The sequence below is a fragment of the Xylanivirga thermophila genome, assembly GCF_004138105.1.
In the GTDB taxonomy this organism is placed as follows: Bacteria; Bacillota; Clostridia; order Caldicoprobacterales; family Xylanivirgaceae; genus Xylanivirga; species Xylanivirga thermophila.
Map to the genome: position 1 here is coordinate 1 of NZ_RXHQ01000018.1, position 22,295 is coordinate 22,295.

The 22,295-nt window shown below is 37.3% G+C and carries 22 protein-coding genes; all 22 read left to right on the forward strand.

The features are described from left to right. The first annotated feature begins 187 nt into the window (after positions 1 to 187). Positions 188 to 1,159 carry a GPR endopeptidase gene (gene gpr / locus EJN67_RS08945; protein ID WP_129723989.1) on the forward strand — a complete coding sequence of 324 codons (972 nt, stop codon included), beginning with the start codon at positions 188 to 190 and terminating at the stop codon, positions 1,157 to 1,159. Positions 1,160 to 1,224: 65 nt separating this feature from the next. After that, the gene (gene spoIIP, locus EJN67_RS08950; RefSeq protein ID WP_129723990.1) at positions 1,225 to 2,337 is read left to right on the forward strand and encodes a stage II sporulation protein P; all 1,113 of its coding nucleotides are present in this window, start codon (positions 1,225 to 1,227) and stop codon (positions 2,335 to 2,337) included. A gap of 133 nt (positions 2,338 to 2,470) precedes the next feature. Continuing rightward, entirely contained in the window at positions 2,471 to 4,276 is a 1,806-nt protein-coding gene (gene lepA / locus EJN67_RS08955) for a translation elongation factor 4 (RefSeq protein ID WP_129723991.1), read from the forward strand. Positions 4,277 to 4,288: 12 nt separating this feature from the next. Continuing rightward, a complete protein-coding gene (hemW, locus tag EJN67_RS08960) occupies positions 4,289 to 5,425 on the forward strand; it encodes a radical SAM family heme chaperone HemW (protein ID WP_129723992.1) in 1,137 nt (378 codons plus the stop codon). A gap of 106 nt (positions 5,426 to 5,531) precedes the next feature. Continuing rightward, a complete protein-coding gene (hrcA, locus tag EJN67_RS08965; RefSeq protein ID WP_129723993.1) occupies positions 5,532 to 6,566 on the forward strand; it encodes a heat-inducible transcriptional repressor HrcA in 1,035 nt (344 codons plus the stop codon). A 34-nt stretch (positions 6,567 to 6,600) separates the two neighbouring features. After that, positions 6,601 to 7,182 carry a nucleotide exchange factor GrpE gene (grpE, locus tag EJN67_RS08970; RefSeq protein ID WP_129723994.1) on the forward strand — a complete coding sequence of 194 codons (582 nt, stop codon included), beginning with the start codon at positions 6,601 to 6,603 and terminating at the stop codon, positions 7,180 to 7,182. 72 nt (positions 7,183 to 7,254) lie between these two features. Then, positions 7,255 to 9,096: a molecular chaperone DnaK gene (gene dnaK, locus EJN67_RS08975; RefSeq protein WP_129723995.1), complete on the forward strand. Its 1,842-nt coding sequence runs from the start codon at positions 7,255 to 7,257 to the stop codon at positions 9,094 to 9,096. 80 nt (positions 9,097 to 9,176) lie between these two features. Further along, positions 9,177 to 10,313 (forward strand): molecular chaperone DnaJ, encoded by a 1,137-nt coding sequence (gene dnaJ, locus EJN67_RS08980; RefSeq protein WP_129723996.1) that lies wholly within the window; start codon positions 9,177 to 9,179, stop codon positions 10,311 to 10,313. Positions 10,314 to 10,352: 39 nt separating this feature from the next. Next, complete coding sequence (gene prmA / locus EJN67_RS08985; RefSeq protein WP_129723997.1) at positions 10,353 to 11,297, forward strand: 50S ribosomal protein L11 methyltransferase; 945 nt, start codon at positions 10,353 to 10,355, stop codon at positions 11,295 to 11,297. Next, positions 11,290 to 12,036 (forward strand): 16S rRNA (uracil(1498)-N(3))-methyltransferase, encoded by a 747-nt coding sequence (locus tag EJN67_RS08990; RefSeq protein WP_129723998.1) that lies wholly within the window; start codon positions 11,290 to 11,292, stop codon positions 12,034 to 12,036. The genes prmA and EJN67_RS08990 overlap by 8 nt, the downstream gene beginning before the upstream one ends. Further along, positions 12,027 to 13,346: a tRNA (N(6)-L-threonylcarbamoyladenosine(37)-C(2))-methylthiotransferase MtaB gene (mtaB, locus tag EJN67_RS08995; RefSeq protein ID WP_207208005.1), complete on the forward strand. Its 1,320-nt coding sequence runs from the start codon at positions 12,027 to 12,029 to the stop codon at positions 13,344 to 13,346. Before EJN67_RS08990 ends, mtaB begins: the two co-directional genes overlap by 10 nt. Positions 13,347 to 13,431: 85 nt before the next feature. Beyond that, positions 13,432 to 13,776, forward strand: coding sequence for a histidine triad nucleotide-binding protein (locus EJN67_RS09000; protein ID WP_129723999.1), 345 nt, complete (start codon positions 13,432 to 13,434; stop codon positions 13,774 to 13,776). 116 nt (positions 13,777 to 13,892) lie between these two features. Continuing rightward, positions 13,893 to 14,066: a 30S ribosomal protein S21 gene (gene rpsU, locus EJN67_RS09005; RefSeq protein WP_129724000.1), complete on the forward strand. Its 174-nt coding sequence runs from the start codon at positions 13,893 to 13,895 to the stop codon at positions 14,064 to 14,066. A 174-nt stretch (positions 14,067 to 14,240) separates the two neighbouring features. Beyond that, on the forward strand, positions 14,241 to 15,092 hold the full coding sequence (locus EJN67_RS09010) for an endonuclease/exonuclease/phosphatase family protein (protein WP_165000817.1): 852 nt from the start codon (positions 14,241 to 14,243) through the stop codon (positions 15,090 to 15,092). Between the two features lie 119 nt (positions 15,093 to 15,211). Beyond that, positions 15,212 to 15,490, forward strand: coding sequence for a sporulation protein YqfC (gene yqfC / locus EJN67_RS09015; protein ID WP_129724002.1), 279 nt, complete (start codon positions 15,212 to 15,214; stop codon positions 15,488 to 15,490). 33 nt (positions 15,491 to 15,523) lie between these two features. Then, entirely contained in the window at positions 15,524 to 16,768 is a 1,245-nt protein-coding gene (gene yqfD, locus EJN67_RS09020; RefSeq protein WP_129724003.1) for a sporulation protein YqfD, read from the forward strand. A gap of 10 nt (positions 16,769 to 16,778) precedes the next feature. Next, positions 16,779 to 17,702: a PhoH family protein gene (locus tag EJN67_RS09025; RefSeq protein WP_129724026.1), complete on the forward strand. Its 924-nt coding sequence runs from the start codon at positions 16,779 to 16,781 to the stop codon at positions 17,700 to 17,702. A gap of 2 nt (positions 17,703 to 17,704) precedes the next feature. Beyond that, positions 17,705 to 19,927, forward strand: coding sequence for an HD family phosphohydrolase (locus EJN67_RS09030; protein WP_129724004.1), 2,223 nt, complete (start codon positions 17,705 to 17,707; stop codon positions 19,925 to 19,927). 40 nt (positions 19,928 to 19,967) lie between these two features. Beyond that, entirely contained in the window at positions 19,968 to 20,411 is a 444-nt protein-coding gene (gene ybeY / locus EJN67_RS09035) for an rRNA maturation RNase YbeY (protein ID WP_394347514.1), read from the forward strand. Between the two features lie 16 nt (positions 20,412 to 20,427). Next, positions 20,428 to 21,318, forward strand: a complete 891-nt coding sequence (era, locus tag EJN67_RS09040) for a GTPase Era (protein ID WP_129724006.1) — start codon at positions 20,428 to 20,430, stop codon at positions 21,316 to 21,318. 116 nt (positions 21,319 to 21,434) lie between these two features. Then, complete coding sequence (locus EJN67_RS14050; protein ID WP_165000818.1) at positions 21,435 to 21,587, forward strand: YqzL family protein; 153 nt, start codon at positions 21,435 to 21,437, stop codon at positions 21,585 to 21,587. Continuing rightward, entirely contained in the window at positions 21,538 to 22,290 is a 753-nt protein-coding gene (recO, locus tag EJN67_RS09045) for a DNA repair protein RecO (protein WP_165000819.1), read from the forward strand. The genes EJN67_RS14050 and recO overlap by 50 nt, the downstream gene beginning before the upstream one ends. Positions 22,291 to 22,295 lie beyond the last annotated feature (5 nt).

The window sequence follows — 22,295 nt, forward strand, 5'->3', positions numbered from 1 at the left end:
TACAATTAGAATTAGCCATAGCGAGCACCTCACTGTATTATTTTTTTTTGGTTAAAAATATTATACATGATTTTCTCGCTATGGTTCTATATTTTTTTGGTGTTGCATTTAATTATACAACGAACCGAATAAAAAACATGGATATGGGTCAAGATATTTTTAAATAAGACAATGGAAGGTGAGTGTTATGAGTAACATTCGGACAGATCTAGCTATAGAGGCTAGGGAGCTATATGCAAAAGATCATGAAGAGATACCGGGAGTTGAGACAGAGGATGAGGAATCTGATAATATAAGGATTAACAGAGTACGTATAACTTCTCCTTTGGGAGAAAGACAGCTAAATAAACCCATGGGGAATTATATAACTATAGATGCTGTTGATATAAGGGAGAGGGACCCAGAATATGGAGAAATGTTAAGCAGGCGTATAGGCGATGAGATAAGAAAAATAGTGAATTTAAATGATCATAGTACTACACTGGTAGTAGGATTGGGAAATTGGAATATTACAGCCGACTCTTTAGGACCTAAGGTAGTAGACAGGATGATGGTAACTAGGCATATAATACAGCTTATGCCAGATCAGGTAGATGAAAGGGTGCGTCCAGTATGCGCCATAGCACCTGGAGTTTTAGGTATTACGGGCATTGAAACGGGAGAGATTATAAAGGGGATAGTAGATAGGATAAAGCCCGATTGTGTAATTGCAATAGATGCTTTGGCTTCCCGTAGCACCAATCGTATAGGCACAACCATTCAAATAGCAGATACAGGGATAAATCCCGGTTCTGGAATTGGAAACCATCGTATGGGTCTTAGCAAGGAGACACTTGGTGCGACTACAATTGCAATAGGTGTGCCTACTGTAGTATATGCCCATACAATAGGCAGGGATTCATTGCAGCTTCTTATTGATAAACTTTCGGCGAGAACTACACCAGGTACCCCCCTTTATGGCATGATTAAGGAGTTAGGGGAAGATAAGATGGATAATATAGTAGAAGAGATCTTAACAAATAATATGGGGGATTTGGTGGTAACACCTAAGGATATAGACGTCATGATGGAGCATATCTCAGGAATAATAGCAGATGGCATCAATCTGGCTCTACACAAAGATGTAACACTGGAGGAAGTGCATACATTTCTTCAATAGTTGTAATATAATAAAGCTGCACTGAATATGTTTTAATAAAACCAGCAAAAAGAGGTGCAGCATAAGTGGTGCGTATTAAAGTTATAAAGCTATCAACTCTTATATATTATATATTAGTAATAATACTCGTAATAAGTATAATCTTTTCAGTTGTAAAATTGACGGATAAAACTAAGGATAATGAATCTGTGCCAACATTTTCTGCGGATAACGCAGATGAGTATAAGTTTGATGAGCCAAATTGGTTTATTAGGGCATGGAATTTTATAACGGGGAAAAAATTCAAGGATCCAAAGAACATATTGGTATTTGAAATGCCCTTTATAAAAGGTTTTGATGAAGTGGAGGAAGAAGAGAGCATTACTGTTTCGCGAGGGAGTGATGCAAAAAGGGACGTGCCTCCAGATGATTATGAAACGGAAATAATATTAAAAAATGAGCCCAAAATATCTGAGGAGATAGAGGATAAGGATGCCGAAGAGATAAAGATAAAGGTATCTAGTATACAGCCTGATGAGCAGCCTATCCCCTTAACAGGGGAAGGCCCTCAGGTTATGATATATCACAGCCATTCAAGGGAATCATACAGAGAACCTAATATGGAAGGGGCCGTACAGACCTTTTATACTGTAGATACCAACAAGAATGTAATAAAAGTTGGGCAGGTGCTATCCAATGAGCTTAGGAAAAAAGGTGTGCCGGTTTTACATGATACTACTGATCATGAAGTTGAGGGGCATTCAAAAGGGTATGAGCTTTCATTAAAGACCATAAACAGGTGCAAAAAAGAGAATTCTTCTCTTAAGATGTTTATAGATATACATAGAGACGGGTTCAAGGAAAATACTAGGACGCCGGAGCAGGAAACCATAGAGATAGATGGGAAAAGGGTGGCAAAGGTAATGGTTGTTATAGGCACGGGAAAAGGACAGTATAGTGCCTTTAAAGATAGGCCGAAATGGGAGGAAAACTATAAGTTGGCCCTCAAGTTGACAAATAAATTAAATGAAAAGTATCCAGGACTTGCAAAACCCATATATGTAAGATCGGGAAGGTATAATCAGCACGTATCCACGAATGCCATCCTGATAGAGGTGGGGAGCAATGTTACCACGCTGGAAGAAGCAGAACGGGCTGCTGTATATATAGCTGAAGGCATTAGTGAAATAGTAGAATAGGAGAGGGCTAACCTTCTCCTATTTTACGTTATAAGAGGATTTACACCTATACTTTTTTTGTATTTTACTATAGAATTATGATATTATATGTTAAAGTAAACTAAGTTGCAAAATAAGGAGGATAAGAAGGCCAATGCCCAATTCTAGGCAAAGTAATATAAGAAATTTTTGCATAATAGCTCATATAGATCACGGTAAGTCTACGTTAGCGGATAGGCTTATAGAAAAAACCGGCGTACTTACTAAGAGGGAGATGCAAGATCAGGTGCTTGACAATATGGATCTTGAAAAGGAGAGGGGTATTACAATCAAGGCCAAGGCGGTCAAGCTTATGTATACTGCATCGGATGGACAGGAATATGAACTAAATTTAATCGATACCCCTGGACATGTTGATTTTAACTATGAAGTATCTAGAAGTCTTGCTGCCTGTGAAGGAGCAATACTAGTAGTGGATGCTACGCAGGGTGTACAGGCTCAAACGTTGGCCAATGTCTATTTGGCTTTAGAGCATGATTTGGAGATAGTACCGGTTATAAATAAAATCGATCTGCCCAGTGCCCAACCGGATTGGGCGCGGAAGGAGATAGAAGAGGTAATAGGTCTTGACGCATCACAAGCACCCCTTGTATCTGCAAAGAATGGTATAGGAATAGAAGAGGTGCTAGATGCTATAGTAGAGTGTATCCCACCACCAAGTGGTGATGAGGAAGCGCCCCTTCGTGCTCTTATATTCGATTCGGTATACGATAGCTATCGTGGTGTTATTGGACATATAAGGGTTAAAGAAGGAGTGGTACGTCCGGGAGATCGTATACTCATGATGGCAACTAAAAAAGAATTTGAAGTAACTGAAGTAGGTGTATTCTATCCTTCACTTTACCCAGTATCTGAGCTTAAGGCGGGAGATGTTGGATATATAGCAGCAAGCATAAAGAATGTACGAGATGCAAGGGTAGGAGATACCATAACAAATGCCGATAGCCCTGCAAAAGAACCGTTACCTGGGTATAAAAAGGCAATGCCAATGGTGTATTGTGGTATATATCCTGCCGATGGGGCAAAATATGAAGACTTAAGGGATGCACTAGAGAAATTGCAGATAAATGATGCCTCACTGATATTTGAACCGGAAACATCTGCAGCTCTAGGATTTGGATTCCGCTGTGGTTTTTTAGGTTTGCTCCATATGGAGATAATACAAGAGAGGCTTGAGAGAGAATACGATCTGGATCTTGTAACCACTGCTCCTAGTGTAGTGTATAAGGTATATAAAACCGATGGGGATATGGTAGAAGTATCTAATCCGACAAATCTCCCGCCTCTTGTAGAAATAGAATATATAGAAGAACCCATGGTAAATGCCAAGATAATAATGCCATCTGACTATGTAGGTGCTGTAATGGAATTGTGCCAGGATAGAAGGGGTATATATAAGGATATGGAGTATATAGATGAAACCAGGGTGGTTATTACCTATGATATGCCACTTAATGAGATCATCTATGATTTTTTTGATACATTAAAATCTAGAACTAAGGGATATGCTTCCTTTGACTATGAGCTTATAGGCTATAGTCAATCTGACCTTGTAAAACTGGATATACTTATAAATGGAGAAGTGGTAGATGCAATGTCTATAATAACCCATAGGGACAGGGTATATACAAAAGGCCGTGCTATTGCAGAAAAGTTAAAGGAAGTTATACCAAGACAGTTGTTTGAAATTCCCATACAGGCAGCGGTAAACAATAAGATAATTGCCCGGGAAACCGTAAAGGCCCTTCGTAAGGACGTGCTAGCTAAATGCTATGGTGGGGATATAAGTAGGAAGAGGAAATTACTTGAAAAGCAAAAAGAAGGTAAAAAACGTATGCGTCAGATAGGATCGGTGGAAATACCTCAAGATGCATTTATGGCTGTTTTAAAGATAAATTAGGGGGCAGGCTGTTTGGAGACTTTAGGACTTTATATACATTTTCCATTCTGTATAAAGAAATGCAATTATTGTGATTTCCCGTCTTATGACGGGAAACAATCTCTTATGAAAGCATATTTAGATGCCCTTATAAAAGAGATATCACATTTGGCTTTTGTACTTGACGGATACAAGGTAGATACCATATTCATGGGCGGGGGCACTCCTACTATATTTAGTGGGGAAGATATACAGAAGGTCCTTGATGCTTGTTATCTTTATATGGATATAGATAATGGCGCTGAGATGACAATAGAAGCAAATCCCGGAACATTGGATGATGAAAAGCTGTATCGTCTTAAAAGGGGCGGCATAAATAGATTGAGTATAGGGTTACAAGCCTGGCAGGATAGGCACCTTAAAGCTTTAGGACGAGTGCATACCTGCCAGGATTTTATTGATAGTATATATATGGCTAGAAAATATGGTTTTAAAAATATAAATGCTGATATTATATTTAATCTGCCCAATCAAACTATGGATGATTGGATAGAGACTATCGAAGGGATATGTGGCCTGGGATTAGAACACGTATCGGCGTACAGTCTGAGGGTTGAAGAGCATACCCCATTTTATTCAATGCAGAAGCAAGGTAGGCTTTTATTACCTAAAGAAGAGCTTGAACGGGACATGTATCATAAAGGGATAAAAGTGCTTAGTGATAAAGGATTTAAACATTATGAAATTTCAAATTTTGCATTGCCAGGTAGAGAGTGTAGGCACAATCTCATATATTGGCAAAATCATCAATATATTGGCTGTGGCAGCGGTGCCCATTCCTTTTTTAAAGGGAAAAGATTTGCAAATACAAGGTATCCAGAATCCTATATACAATTAATAGCTAAAGGGAAAAGTCCAGTGGTGTTTAGTGAGGATATAGGTAAAAAAACTGAACGGTTTGAAACTGTGATGCTCGGACTTAGATTGGTTGATGGGATAGATAAGAATTTATTTAAAAGCAGATTTAACCATGATTTTGAATTTTATTATGCAGATGCAATGGAAAGGCTAAAAAAACAGGGTCTATTAGTTGAAGATAAATATCGTATAAAATTGACATCTAAAGGTCTGGATTTACAGAATACGGTCCTGATGGAGTTTATGGATTAAAAAGTTTTTGATGAAAACGTATTGACAAAAACGGTATTAAGTGATAATTTTAAGTTGTGATTAGCACTCAACTAGATAGAGTGCTAACAGGTAGGAGGTGATGGTTGTGGAATTAGGTGATAGAAAGCTAAGAATACTTCAGGCTATAATAGATGATTATATAATATCGGCTGAACCGGTAGGCTCTCGTACCATTGCTAAAAAATATGGTATAGGTATAAGTTCTGCTACTATAAGAAATGAAATGGCAGACCTTGAGGAAATGGGATATTTAGAACAGCCCCATACATCGGCAGGCAGGATCCCATCCGATAAGGCATACCGATTGTATGTAGACAGGCTTATGCAGGTTAAGACATTATCTACCGAACAGGCCCTATTTATAAAAAGATTTTATGATGAAAAAAATAGTCAGTTAGAAGATATTATAAGCCAAACAGCTAGAGTTATTTCAGATATTACCGATTATACCTCCGTAGTACTTAGACCTCAGCTGAACAAAATTCTTATAAAACGTATTCAGCTTATACCTATAGATCAAGCATATGGATTGCTTGTAGTAGTTACCGATTCGGGAATTATACGAGATAGTGTAATAAGATTACCTGAGGGAATTGAACCGGGTTACTTGGATAGAATATCAAATATGCTAAGTGAGCGATTTGCTAATAGGAGTTGTGCCCAAATAGATTTAGAGGTAATACCGGATATGCGTAGGGAAATAATGAGCAATAGGGATTTCTTCAACAATATTGTAGATGCATTGACTGAAAGCATGGCAGGCAGAGATAAAAAGGAAATATTCCTAGGGGGAGCGAGCAATATATTCAATTTTCCCGAATATCATGATATAGAAAAAGCAAAGACTTTTTTAGATATTTTGGAAGAGACTGAGTTTATATACGATATAATAGACAAATTAGGAGATAATGGTGTAAGCATTACAATAGGTGAGGAAAACGAGTTTACTGAAATGCAAAATTGCAGCATAGTAACAGCTACCTATCATGTAGGGGATAGAATGGTTGGGACCATAGGCGTGATAGGACCTACGCGTATGCATTATTCCAAGGTTGTCTCCGTAATGGAATATATGGAGAAGGCACTTACACAATATTTGACCAAATTGTACGGCGAATAGCCAATTGTTATCATAGATAAAGGAGAGAGTATATATGGGAAATATACAAGAGCAGGATAAACAGCAGACCAACATATCCGATCAGCAAGATTTTAAGATTGAAGAAAATGAAAAATGCTGTGGGGAAAAGAGTGATAAGGATACCATATCTATAGAAAAGGCTATGGATATGATAAAAGAGGTAACCAAGGAAAAAGAGGAATATCTTGCATTATCTCAAAGGCTTAAGGCTGATTTTGATAATTATAAAAAGAGAAACCAGTCTGCTGTTTCCAATGCCTATGATGATGCTGTGGGCGAGACGATAGAGAAAATCCTGCCCGTTTTGGATAATTTGGAGCGCGCCCTAGAAAGTATGAAGCAGGGTGAGTGCCCTGAATCTTTTGTCCAGGGAATAGAAATGGTGGTAAAACAGTTTAGGGAAGTTTTATCAAAGATGGATGTACATGAGATTGAGGCTTTGAATAAACCATTTGATCCTAATATTCACCATGCTGTCATGCAGGTAGAAGCGGATGAAGGGCAAGAATCAGACATAATAGTTGAGGTTTTGCAGAAAGGATATAAGCATAAGGAAAAGGTAATAAGATATAGTATGGTAAAGGTAGCCAAATAATGGCCAGTAATTTTTGACCATTGATATATAATATAAATTAGCTCTGTTAAAACAAAAAGGAGGATGAACAAGATGGGAAAGATTATAGGAATTGATCTAGGAACTACTAACTCCTGTGTTGCCGTAATGGAAGGTGGCGAACCGGTTGTAATCCCTAATGTGGAAGGCGGGAGGACAACGCCTTCGGTTGTTGCTTTTTCAAAAACTGGAGAATTGCTAGCAGGACAGGTAGCAAAAAGGCAAGCTATTACCAATCCCGATAGGACTATAAAGTCTATAAAAAGGGATATGGGTACAAATAAAAAGATAAAGATAGACGATAAGGAGTATACCCCACCTGAGATATCAGCCATGATTCTTATGAAGCTTAAAAAGGATGCAGAGGAATATTTAGGTGAAGAGGTAAAACAGGCTGTAATAACAGTTCCGGCATACTTTAGCGATAGCCAAAGACAGGCTACAAAGGATGCAGGTAAGATTGCAGGGCTTGAAGTTTTGCGTATAATAAATGAACCTACGGCTGCTGCTTTGGCCTATGGTTTGGATAAGGAACACAGTCAAAAGATACTTGTTTATGATTTGGGTGGTGGTACGTTTGATGTATCATTGATGGAGATAGGCGACGGGGTTTTCGAAGTGCTAGCTACAAGTGGAAATAACCGTTTAGGCGGGGATGATTTTGATCAACGCATAGTGGATTATTTAGCAGATAATTTTAAGCAAGAAATGGGTATTGACTTAAGAAAAGATAATATGGCACTTCAAAGGCTATACGAGGCAGCTGAAAAGGCAAAGATAGAATTATCCAGTGTACTTACAACTAACATCAATTTACCGTTTATTACTGCAGATGCAAATGGTCCTAAACACTTGGATATGAGTCTTACAAGGGCAAAATTTGAAGAATTGACAGTGGATTTAGTGGAAAAAACGATGGGCCCCACCAGACAGGCTCTTAAAGATGCAGGTTTAAGTCCAAATGAGGTGGATAGGGTAATACTGGTTGGTGGTTCAAGTAGAATACCTGCTGTGCAGGAGGCAATAAAGAAATTTACTGGAAAAGACCCTCATAAGGGTATAAATCCTGATGAGTGTGTAGCTGTAGGTGCTGCCATACAGGCGGGGGTATTGGGTGGAGAAGTAAAAGATGTATTACTTCTTGATGTAACCCCACTATCCTTAGGTATAGAGACTTTGGGTGGCGTATTTACAAAGATAATAGAGAGGAATACTACTATTCCTACTAAAAAGAGCCAGATATTCTCAACTGCAGCAGATGGCCAGACTAGTGTAGAGATACATGTGCTGCAGGGTGAACGGGAGATGGCTGCATATAATAAGACATTAGGACGCTTTGTGCTTGACGGTATACCCCCAGCACCCCGTGGAGTACCACAAATAGAGGTTACATTTGATATAGATGCTAATGGAATAGTACATGTATCGGCAAAAGATCTTGGTACAGGTAAAGAACAGCATGTAACCATAACGGCTTCTAGTAATCTATCAGATGAAGAGATAGATAAGGCTGTCAAAGAGGCTGAAAAGTTTGCTGAAGAGGATAAGAAACGTAAAGAGGAGATAGAGGTAAAGAACCAGGCAGATTCCCTCGTATACAATACGGAAAAGACTATAAAAGAGATGGGGGATAAAATAGACCAGGCTGATAAGGATAGGATACAATCTGAGATAGATGCTACAAAGGAAGCCATAAATCAAAACGATCTGGAAAAGATGAAGGCTGCTACTGAAAAATTGACACAGGTTTCATATGAAGTCTTTGGTAAGATATATCAGCAACAAGCTCAGGAAAATCCTGGTGCACAAGGTGAAAACTCTGCAGCAGGGAATGGTTCTAACAATGATGACGATGTGGTAGATGCAGATTATGAAGTAGTAGACGATGATGAATAATTAGTATATAATATTAAAGATGAAAAAAGCCAAAGCCATTATGGCTTTGGCTTTTTGTAAGGAAAAAGGTGGTGAATTATTTGGAAAAGCGCGATTATTATGAGGTGCTTGGTATAGATAGGGATGCAACAGATGAAGAAATAAAAAAAGCATATAGGAATTTAGCCAAGAAATATCATCCAGATTTAAATCCAGATAATAAGGAAGCAGAGGCTAAATTTAAAGAGGTCAATGAAGCCTACCAAGTGCTTAGCAATCCAGAAGCGAAAGCTCAGTATGATAGATTTGGTCATGCAGGTGCCGATGGTCAAGGTTTTGGAGGTTTTGATTTTGGAGGATTTGGCGAAGGTGGCCTTGGAGATATATTCGATATGTTCTTTGGTGGAGGTTTTAGCTCTTCAGATAGGGGAAGAAAAGGTCCAGTCCATGGGGCTGATCTTAGGTATGATTTGGAATTGACTTTTGAAGAGGCGGCATTTGGAACTAAAAAGGAGATAGAGATAGTAAAAACCGAAGAATGTCCAGATTGTAATGGTACTGGTGCAAAACCTGGAACAAATCCTGTAACATGTCCAGTATGTCATGGGAAGGGTGAGGTATCCTACTCCCAAACGACGGTATTTGGACGATTTGTGAATGTAAAGACCTGTGATAGGTGTCATGGAGAGGGGACTATCATATCAGATCCATGTACTAAATGTCATGGCAAAAAAAGGATACGTACAAAGCGTAGAATGAATGTCAAGATACCAGCGGGGATAGACGACGGCCAGGCTATTACCCTTCGTGGTCAGGGAGAGATGGGTGAACGTGGAGGCCTTCCCGGGGATCTTTATGTATATATAACTGTAAAGCCCCATAGGCTATTTAAGAGGAGAGAATACGATATATATTGCGAGGTACCAATAACATTTGCCCAAGCGGCTTTGGGTGCAGAAATAGATGTGCCTACCCTTGAAGGTAATATAAAGCATCAAATACCAGAAGGTACGCAAACTGGGACAGTATTTACACTGAAAAACAAGGGCATACAAAAACTTAAGGGAACGGGTAGGGGAAATCAGTATGTCACTGTATCCATACAGGTACCTAAACGCCTAAATGAAAAACAAAAGGCACTTTTAAAGGAATTTGAACTTTCGACTACTGGAAAGCAATATAGCGAGGATGGAAAAAAATCATTTTTCGATAAGATGAAGGATGCCTTTGGAGTTTAATGTTTTTATTTATAATATGAGATAAGGAGGCCTAATTTAATGGATTGGATAGAAATTACCATAGAGACTACTAGTGAAGGTATAGAAGCTGTATCTCAGGTTTTATATGAGGCGGGAGTTTCAGGAGTAGTAATAGAAGATCCGGCAGATATTGATATGCTAAAGAAACAGGAAACTGACTGGGACTACGTGGATGAGGATTTGTTAAATAATATGGAAGAACATGTACTAGTAAGGGGATATTTGCCGGAAGGGGCTTCCTTTCATGATAAGATTCAATGTATAAGAAGCAGGGTATTTAATCTTTTAAAAAAGGATCTAGGTATAGATATAGGTACAGGCAAAATAAGGCTTAATAATGTAAAAGAAGAAGACTGGGCAAACAATTGGAAGAAATATTTTAAACCCCATAAAGTTGGTAATAAAGTAGTTATAAAACCTACATGGGAAGAATATATCCCTAAAGAAGATGAAATTATTTTACATTTAGATCCAGGTATGGCTTTTGGTACAGGTACCCATGAAACAACCATGCTTTGTATAAAACAATTGGAGAACTATATAGATGGTAAGTCTCATGTGTTAGATGTTGGCTGTGGTACTGGGATACTTGGTATCTCATCTGCCCTTTTGGGAGCTAAAAGTGTTATTGCAGTAGATATAGATGAAAATGCAGTAAAGGTAGCCAAGGAAAATGCAAAATTAAATGGGGTTAATGACAAGTTAAAAATTGTATGTGGAAATTTGCTCGATAATATAAGCGGACGATTTGATGTCATAGTGGCAAATATAATAGCAGATGCCATAATAAGCCTTTCTGAAGATGTGTGGAAGTATTTAAATCCAGGAGGGGTCTTTATTGCCTGTGGTATTATTTTGGACAGACTGGAGGAAGTACTATCCACCCTTGAATCTAAGGGTTATAAAATCATAGAAACACAAAAGATGGGCGAATGGGCAGTTGTGGTGAGTAGATATGAATAGATTCTTTATAGATCCGTGTAATATTGACGATGGGACAGTTCATATAAATGGTGAAGATGTAAAACATATGACAAAGGTTTTAAGGCTTAAGCAGGATGATCCTGTAGAATTATGCGATGGAATGGGAAATGATTATCTTGCAAGGATAATTTATATTGGGAAACATGAAGTAAAGGCCGAAATAGAAGATAGATCGATATCACAGGGCGAACCTAAAATAAAGGTATCATTGTATCAGGGTATACCAAAAGGCGATAAAATGGATACTATAGTACAAAAATCTGTTGAGTTGGGTGTATATGAAATTATACCGGTTGTTACTTCAAGAACAGTAATAAAGATACGGGATGAAGAGCATGGAAACACAAAGGTAAAAAGGTGGCAAAAGATCTCCAGAGAAGCAGCACAACAGAGTAAAAGGGGAATAATTCCTACAGTGCATATGCCAATTTCCATTGAGGAGGCTCTAGATTTATCGAAACATGATCTAAAAGTAATGCTTTGGGAAGATGAACGGAAAATTAGCTTTAAATCCTTGATTGAAGCGGGTAAACAATCAGCCAGTATGGCTTTTTTTGTGGGACCTGAAGGGGGATTAGCTCTTGAGGAAGTAGACATGGCTATTCAATATGGATGGGATGTGGCTGGATTGGGTCCAAGAATACTTAGAACTGAGACAGCAGGTATGGCGTTATTGTCTGCAACGATGTTTTATATGGAGGAAATGCAATGGGCATGATACAAAAGAAAAAGGTTGCGTTCTATACGCTTGGATGCAAGGTGAATCAATATGATACACAGGCTATGTTGGAACAATTTAAAAAGAATGGATACGAAATAGTTGATTTTGATGAATATGCCGATATATATGTAATAAATACATGTACGGTGACGAATTTAGGGGATAGAAAATCTAGACAGATGATAAGAAAGGCTCATAAACAGAATACTGAAGCAATAGTAGTAGCAGCAGGATGTTATGCACAGACCGCCCCAGGGGAAATCATATCAATACCTGGAGTTAAATTAGTAATAGGAAATAAGGATCGGTCAAGTATAGTGGAATTGGTAGAACAGGCACAAAGTAGCTCAAGTCCAATAAATGTTGTAGATAATATAATGAATACTACTAGTTTTGAAAATATGCAAATAGAGAAATACGAACAACATAGTCGTGCAGTGCTGAAAGTACAGGAAGGTTGCAATCAGTTTTGTACTTATTGTATCATACCATATGCTAGAGGACCTATACGGAGCAGAAATCCTGAAGATGTGTATGAGCAGGTAAAGACCCTAGTAGATAATGGCTTTAAAGAAGTGGTGCTTACAGGTATACATATAGCATCATATGGAAAGGATCTGGAGCATACAGATTTATTAGAACTTATTGAAGGCATTCATAATATAGATGGTTTGCTCAGAATAAGGCTGGGATCTTTAGAACCTACTTTCTTAACATTTGAAGTGATTCAAAGATTATCCAAGCTTCTAAAGGTATGTCCCCATTATCATATATCCCTTCAAAGTGGTAGTGATAAAACATTAAAGCGCATGAAACGGCATTATACTACGGGGCAGTATGCAAAAGTAGTAGATGAGCTTAGGGGAAATATACCAGATGTGGCAGTGACTACGGATATCATGGTAGGATTTCCTGGTGAAACCGAGGAAGAATTTAAAGAAACATTAGATTTTGTTGATAGAATAGCTTTTAGTAAGATACATGTATTTAAATATTCTCCTAGAAGGGGTACACCGGCAGCTAATTTCCCTGATCAGGTGCCAGCATATTTAAAAGAGGATAGAAGTAGGGAATTGATATATAGAGGGAGTAAGCTAGAAGAACATTATATGGAGCGATTTTTAGGGAAGACGTATGATGTTTTATTTGAGCAGCAGTCCAAGGACTCTCCCGCCTTTTTCGAAGGGTATACTGGGCATTATATAAAGGTTCTGGCACCGTGCAGTGAAAATATACATGGGGAGATACGGCCGGTATTGCTTGAGCAAATACAGGATGAGCATATATTAGGTCGAATACAAAAATAGAACAATTAAAAAGAGGATTTTAGGCTTCAATATAGAATATTTAAAGTAAGCGGCTTTTATAAACCTTTAATATGGAGGTGAAAGTATGGACGACTGCATATTTTGCAAGATAGCAAATAAAGAAATACCCTCCAAAATTGTATATGAGGATGATAAGGTAGTAGCTTTCAATGATATTGATCCAAAGGCACCAGTACATGTATTGATTATTCCTAAGGAACACATCCCTTCCCCAAATCATATAAATAGTGGCAATAGCACTGTATCGGCACATATAGCGTCTATTATACCAAAGCTTGCAAAGCAATTTGATATATATGATTCCGGCTATAGAGTAGTGGTAAACTGTGGAAAGGATGGTGGGCAGACTGTTGGACATCTGCATTATCATCTGCTTGGAGGAAGAAATCTTGACTGGCCACCTGGCTGATAAGCGAATATTTTCGATAATATAAATTGTTTTTTAGTCATGCAGGGTTATTGACACAAGCTGCCCTGCTGGAGTATAATAAACTGTAATTGTGCTAGCGGAGGGAGGGAAATTAAATGTCTGAAGTTAGAGTAGGAGAAAATGAGTCCTTTGAAAATGCCTTGAAGCGTTTTAAAAGGCAATGTGCACGTTCTGGCGTACTGGCTGAAGTTAGGAAGAGAGAGCACTATGAAAAACCTAGTGTAAAACGGAAGAAAAAATCTGAAGCCGCTCGTAAGAGGAAACATTAAAAACACCTTCCTCGGCAGTTTGTCCACGAATTTTGAAAACTAAGCCTGGTTTTATAGCCAGGCTTTATTCATGTCTATTGAATACATTTTTATGTATAAATGGAATAAAAAATAACTATAAATATGATTCATGTGTATAGTATAATATAATTGCACATGGGGGGAGTGGGGAAGATGTTGAAGCAAATGAAATGCTATATGACCATGGTATTAATATTCGTAGTTTTTATAGAAATATATGTCACCTTCTCCCCCCATGATGCCAATTATAGAAACACTTCATATAACTTGTTTGAATCAAGTCGTCACGAAAACAGGGATGCAGAGAATATTATATTTTTAAGTTTCAATATAAGACATGGGAAAGATGATAGGGGTAAGGTAAATTTAAATAAGCTTATATATGAGATAAAGGAAACACATGCTCAAATAATTGCATTACAGGAAGTAGATAGGTATATGCCCCGTTCCAGTTTCAAAGATGAAGTAAAGGAAATTGCCAATAAGTTGGGATATGAATATGTCTATGGGGAAACCATAAATGTTATGGGCATACGATATGGCAATGCTACATTAAGTGCATATCCCATTTTGAAACACGAAAACATTATAATGCCTTCAAATTCCATAGAGCCAAGGGGAATTTTAGCATCTTGCATAGATGTTAACGGAATGATATATAATGTGTTTAATACTCACCTTGGTCTGAATGCTCAGGAGCGTATGGAGCAGATAAAGAAGATAAAAGAAGTGGTAAGTATTCCCAAGGAAAATATCATATTAATGGGGGATTTTAATATACAATTAGAAGGGGAGCTTTTTCTGGATTTTGGCATAGATCTAATAGATGCGGCAATACAAACTGGCAATGATGATATATATACCTATTCATTTTATAGTACAAAACCGGATACTCGAATAGATGCCATATATACAAGTCGAGATATTGATATTAAGGAATATTTCGTGTTCCCGTCAGAGGTCTCGGATCATTATATGGTAGGCATAAAAACTAGAAGGGATTAACCTTCTAGTTTTTTATTCGTGTGCATATCATAATATAGATAATTAATATTAAAATTATAAGATAATTTATGAAATTTTGGATTTAGTTTTGTAAGTTGTAATATTAGGGAGGTATTATCATGAATAAAAAACGGCTGGAGGACGTTAAAAATAAAATGTCTGAGGCCTTCGAATTGCCTAAGGAAATAACCCTCGATTTGCCCAAAATTAGCATGGTGGGGAATATGCAGATGTTAGTTGAAAATCATAAGGGCATAATAGAGTACACTCCTGAGCGGGTTAGGGTCAATTCGACAAATGGAGTTATAAGGGTTCAAGGCGAAGGCTTAAATCTTCGGAATATAGCAGTTGAAGATATAATGATAACTGGTAGTATAAGGTCCATAGAATTTATGTGATTATTATTTTGTCTCAAAGGGAGGGGTTATTTATTGATACGGAGATTATGGAATTACTTAGTTGGATATGTTGTTATAAAAATAGAGGGACTATCGCTTGAAAAATTCATGAACCTGACGGTTAGCAATGGTATATATCTATGGAAGGTCAAAAGAGAGGCCTACATCTCCCTTATTGCCTGTATAGGAATAGATGATTTCAAAAAACTCCCGCCCATACTGCGAAAGGTGGGCTGCAGATGCAAAATAATAGAAAAGAGAGGCCTACCATTTGTATTACATAGATTTAAAAATCGCAAGATGCTTATTGTGGGTATGATAATATTTTTGATATTATTATATGGTATATCATCTTTTATATGGGAGATAGATATATTAGGAACAGAGAAAGTGGATCCTAAGCTTATATTAAATGTTTTATCAGAGAATGGTATAGAACAGGGTAGCTTCAAAGGTGGTATAGACATACCAAATATTGAAAATCGTATTATGATAGAGCTACCCGAACTTTCTTGGGTAAGTATAGAGCTAAAGGGGGCAAAGGCTATAGTAAGGGTAGTAGAGGCGGTAAAACCCCCTGAAATGCTAGATAAAGAAGAACCTTGTAATGTAGTAGCAAAAAAAACAGGAATTATACATAAGATTATTACACTGGAAGGGCAATCTGTGGTAGAGAAAGGAGATACTATAAACCAAGGGGAAATGTTAATAAGCGGCATAATAGAACATCCTGATACGGGCATTACGAGATTTGTTCATGCTATGGGACAGGTATTTGCACGAATATGGTATGAAGGAACAGGGGAAGCATATATATCAGATGTGTCAAAAAAGAGAACTGGAGCTATAATTACTGCAAAATACATAGGATTAAGGGATAAGGTATTGCCATTAGATGAACCTCATATTCCATTTGAAAATTATGAAGTAGAAGAGAGGAGAAAGCTCTTTTTTGGGGAAAATAGGTTTGTACCTATAGAATTTATATTTAGGGATTATCATGAAATAGAATATTTGAATATGGCAGAAAGTAAAGAGTTAGTTAAAGAGATGGCAGATACACTAGCATTAAAGGATGCTCAAAGTAAGATGCCTGAGGAGGCAAAAATCATTGACAAAAAGTTCAAATACGATATGATAAAAGAAGATGGAGTCAAGAGTATAGTATATATAGAAGCATTAGAAGATATAGCAGTACAAGAGAAAATTCAAATAGATCAGGAGGAGTCGGTTTTTGGAAGACATTCAACTAAAGGAAAAGGATTTAAAAATAAATAATTTGGACAATATGGTGGCCCTTTTTGGAGATTATGATCAAAATGTAAAACAGATAGAGGAAAGGCTGGGAGTCAGTATAATTGCACGTGATACTAATATAAAGATATTAGGCGATGATCAGTATAAAGTACAAAAGGCGTGGGATATAATGGAGAAATTGCTTTGCTTTATAAAGAAAGGAGAGGTGATAGATAAAAGCAAGGTACGCTATACTATGGACCTTATATTGGAGGAAAATGACAACTTGATAGACGATATAATGTCGGAGGTAATATGCTTAAACTATAGGGGAAAACCTATAAAATGCAAGACTATGGGACAAAGACGGTATATAGATGCCATAGAACAAAATGATGTGGTTTTTGGTATAGGACCCGCAGGTACAGGTAAGACATATCTTGCTATGGCTATGGCAGTTACTGCATTTAAAAACAAAAGGGTAAATCGTATAGTGCTTACTAGACCGGCAGTAGAAGCAGGTGAAAAATTAGGCTTTTTACCTGGAGATCTGCAAAATAAGGTAGATCCATATTTAAGACCGCTATATGATGCCTTATATGATCTTATGGGACCTGATACCTATCTAAAATTTATAGAACATGGTGTTATAGAAGTTGCCCCTCTTGCATACATGCGAGGTCGTACCCTAGATGATTCATTTATAATACTAGATGAGGCTCAGAACACCACATCGGAACAGATGAAGATGTTTTTGACCCGTATGGGTACGGGATCAAAGATGGTTATAACAGGGGATATAACTCAGGTAGATTTGCCACGTGATAAGCATTCAGGACTTATAGAAGCAGAGAAGGTGCTTAAAGATATAGAGGGGATTGGGTTTGCCTATCTTACATATAAGGATGTAGTAAGGCATGAATTGGTGATGAAGATTATAGAGGCATATGATAGATATAATAACAAGGGGGCCTAATTATGAACAATCTGGCCTTGAAAAAAGGCGGTGCTCCAAATAGTGGTAAATGGTTCAAGTTTTTTACCAATAAGAGAATGCTGAATATTTTAATATTAATAGCCACTTATGCTATTATTTTTGTAATGATAATAGTTTCAATCTCTCCCAAACAATATGACCTATCTGTAGGTGATATATTAGATGAACCCATAAAGGCGCCTCGTAATGTAGAGGATAAATTGTTGACTCATCAGAGGATAGAAGAGGCTAAACAAAATGTACCTGCTGTATATAGATTGGACAAGCATATAAGTGAGGAAGTTATAAAGGAACTGGATACAGTTTTTGCGAGTATAAAAGATGCACGCAACATGGCGGGAGAGAGATTTAGGAGTGCACAGAGTCAGCAAAAAGGCGATCAAGAAAATGAACAACAGGGGGATACTGGAGAAAAATTCACAGGGGAAGAGCAAACAAAGATAGAGAGTATAACAGACGTGCTGGATGATGCTTTTTTAACAGAACTGGAGAAAAAATTTACCATACAGCTTTCAAGTGATGATCTGGTAACATGCATAACTGCCGATGAAAATGATATGAAAAAGCTTTATAATGCACTTAAACAGTCACTTTTAGATATGTTAGAGTTTGGTATAAAAAAAGAAAATTTATATGAGGCTAAAAATACTTTGAGGGAAAATATACAGGCGTTGCCATTGTCCAATGAACTTAAATTTTTAGGGACTACCATAGGAGGGACGATTATACAGCCTAATATGTTGTATGATAATGATGCTACAGAGAGGGAAAAGGAAAAGGCAGCGGAAGATGTTGAACATGTAATGTATAAAAAGGGGCAATATATAGTACAAGCCGGCCAACCAATTACTCAAAACCAAATAGAGATTTTAAGGGAATTGGGTATATTAAAAAATCAAAAGATGGATATGCCTCTTACATTGGGAATAGGTCTTATAATATTTGTAGTGATGGTTATAATCGCTATGCACTTTGTTAACTTTGAAAAACAGCTCATACAGAAGCCTGTTATGATATGTGTAGTAGGACTTATATTGTGTCTAGTAATAGGTATTTGCTATGTTGTGTCGTGGTTAGATGTATATCTGATACCGTCTGCTATGGCTGGTATGCTTATAACGGTACTTACAGGTTCACAGATTGCTCTAGTAATAAATGCAGCTCTGTCTATCCTACTGGGGGTGATGCTTGATAACCAGTTTGCGGTGGTTATGACTATCCTATTGGGCGGGGCTATGGGGATATATATATCAAACAATTCACAGCAGCGTAACAATCTGGTATTAGCTGGACTTGTTGCTGGACTCGTAAATTTTGCAGTTATATTTTCAATGCAACTCATATCTGGAAACAGTTGGTCTCAAGCGTTAAACAGTGGTGCAATGGGCGTAGGGGGTGGACTATTGTCATCTGTACTTACCATAGGGACACTTCCCATATGGGAAAATCTATTCAACATAGTAACTCCTATAAAGCTAGTGGAATTATCAGACCCCAATCAGCCTGTATTGAAGCGCTTACTTATGGAGGCTCCTGGTACTTATCATCATAGCATAATAGTGGCAAATCTGGCCGAAAATGCCGCCGATGCCATAGGTGCTAATGGACTTTTGGCCAGGGTTGGGGCTTTTTATCATGATATAGGTAAATTGAAACGTCCTTATTTCTTTAAGGAGAATCAACTAGGCGATAATCCACATGATAAGATAGGACCTGAATTGAGTGCCCATATAATAACTATGCATACTATGGATGGTATAGATATTGCAAAGCATTATAAGATACCTGAGGTGGTACATGATTTTATACTTCAACACCACGGGACTACACCAGTCATATATTTTTATCATAAGGCAAAGGAACAAAATGGTGAGGAGAATACAAATCTAGATGACTTCAGATATTCTGGTCCTAAGCCACAAACGAAGGAAGCAGCTATAGTTATGATGGCTGATATGGCAGAGGCTGCGGCGCGATCATTATCAGATCCTACGCCTGCAAAGATAGAAGAGTTTATACGTAAACTCATAAGGGATCGATTGACGGATGGACAACTTGATGAATGTGATTTAACGCTGAAGGATCTTGATAATATAGCTAATGCCTTTGTAAAGGTGTTATGCGGTATATTTCACGAAAGGATAGAGTATCCTAATGTGAATTTAGAGGAGGAAAAAATAAAATCAAATGCTAGTAGAAATTGATAACAGACAAGATAAGGTCGAGTATTCAGAAGATATAGAGATGGTGTTGAAAAAATGTGTAGAAAAGACGTTAAATGTGGAAAATTTCAATTTTCCAGCAGAGGTTAGTATAACATTGGTAGATGATGGAACTATACACCAGATAAACAAGGAATATCGAGATATAGATAGGCCTACAGATGTATTGTCATTTCCATTGCTTAGTTTTGCATATTGTGATAAGGCAGAAGTATCTATGGATGATGTGAAGTATGAGATAAACCCTGAAACAAATGCTGTAGTTTTAGGCGATGTGGTTATATCCCTTGAGAGGGCACAAAATCAGGCTAATGAGTATGGTCATAGTTTTATTAGAGAAGTGGGTTTTTTGACTGTACATAGCATGCTCCATTTACTCGGGTATGATCATGAAGAGGATGATGAGAGGGATAGAATGCGTAAAAGGGAAGAGGAAATATTGGATAAGCTTGAGATAACTAGATAAAGAGGTGATAAGTAATATGGGAAAATATCATTCAGGATTTGTATCTATAATTGGAAGACCAAATGTAGGAAAATCTACACTTATGAATGCTATGATAGGTGAAAAAATTGCAATAATATCGAATAAACCACAAACTACTAGAAATAGAATACAATGTGTACTTACCCGTCCAGAATATCAGATAGTTTTTATAGATACCCCAGGGCTACATAAGCCTAAAAATAAACTGGGAGAATATATGGTAAACGCTGCTAGTAGCACCCTTGATGAGGTGGATGCAATTCTTTTTGTGGTAGATATTAAAGATGGCATAGGTGGAGGAGATAAAAGAATAATTGAGATGCTAAAAGGGGTAAAGGCGCCCATTATACTTGCCGCTAATAAGATAGATGGTATGTCTACTAAAAAAATAGACGGGGAACTATCAAAGATAGAACAATTTGATATATTTGATAGAATTGTAAAAGTATCTGCTTCTACAGGTGAAAATTTGAATCAACTGGAAGATATATTGCGTTCATATATGCCGGAAGGTCCCCAATATTATCCTCCAGATATGATAACAGACCAACCTGAGAGGATCATAATAGCAGAACTTATAAGGGAAAAGGCACTAAATTTTCTAAGGGAGGAAATTCCCCATGGAATAGGTGTGGAGATAATGCATATGGAAGAACGTGATGATAAAAATATTATAGATATTAATGCAACTATATATTGTGAAAAAAACTCCCATAAATCTATAATAATAGGTAAAGGCGGGAGTATGCTAAAGGCTATAGGCAGCAGTGCTAGATCGGATATAGAAAAGCTACTAGATACGCATGTATATTTAGAACTATGGGTTAAGGTAAAGGATGATTGGAGGAACAGCCCTGGTATGCTTAGAACGCTTGGCTATAAATAAAAATATAGCAAAAGGTTGACGGTTTTTGACGTATACGGATTATTTTACATGGGATAGATGGAAAATGCCCTGGGAAATCTAATATTGGACAACATATAGGAGGAGGCATTTTCAGCATGGATGATCTATTATGGAAAATTTTCGAACAAACTGGATCTGTATCCAGCTATTTATTTTATAAAGCAGTTCAGGGTGATCTCCAGAATACGGAGGCAAACAATGAGGATTTTGAAGACACAGGCCATAGTCCTACGGTACGCCAATTTTAAAGAGGCTGATAGAATGCTTACTCTTTTAACACCGGGGATGGGAAGGGTAGATGCCATAGCAAGGGGATGCAGAAAGCCCAAGAGCAGATTTTTATCAACTAGTGAACCATTTTGCTATGGTGATTATGTACTATATAAAGTGCATAATTTTTATATTGTATCCCAGGCCGAAGTTAAGGATATATTTTTTGATATTAGGGAAGATGTAGACAAATTTGCGTATGCTACCTATATATTAAATGCTACGGAGCAGGCTATAAATTCTAATGAGGGGAATTATCCCCTATTCCATCTGCTCCTTAGCACGCTTACATATCTTGCATATGGAAGTACAAATCCCGAGGATATAACGCGTATATTTGAGCTTAAATTTATGGATATACTTGGGTATAGACCGCAAGTTTACAGATGTGTTAGCTGTGGAAATGATTTGGATAAAAATTTTAAGTTTAGCATTGACCAAGGCGGGCTTTTATGCCCTAGGTGTTATAATAGAACGTCGAATGGATATACTATCCAAATGGGCACTATAAAAACTATGCAGTATATCCTAGAAATGGATATGAAGCGCATGGATAGTTTAAAGATGTCCACGAATACTAGGCGGGAGCTTAAAAAGATACTGTCGAATTATGTTGTTTATTATCTAGGAAAAAATATAAAATCTAAAGATTTTATAGATAAAATCGGTGATGAGTGTTGACCTAT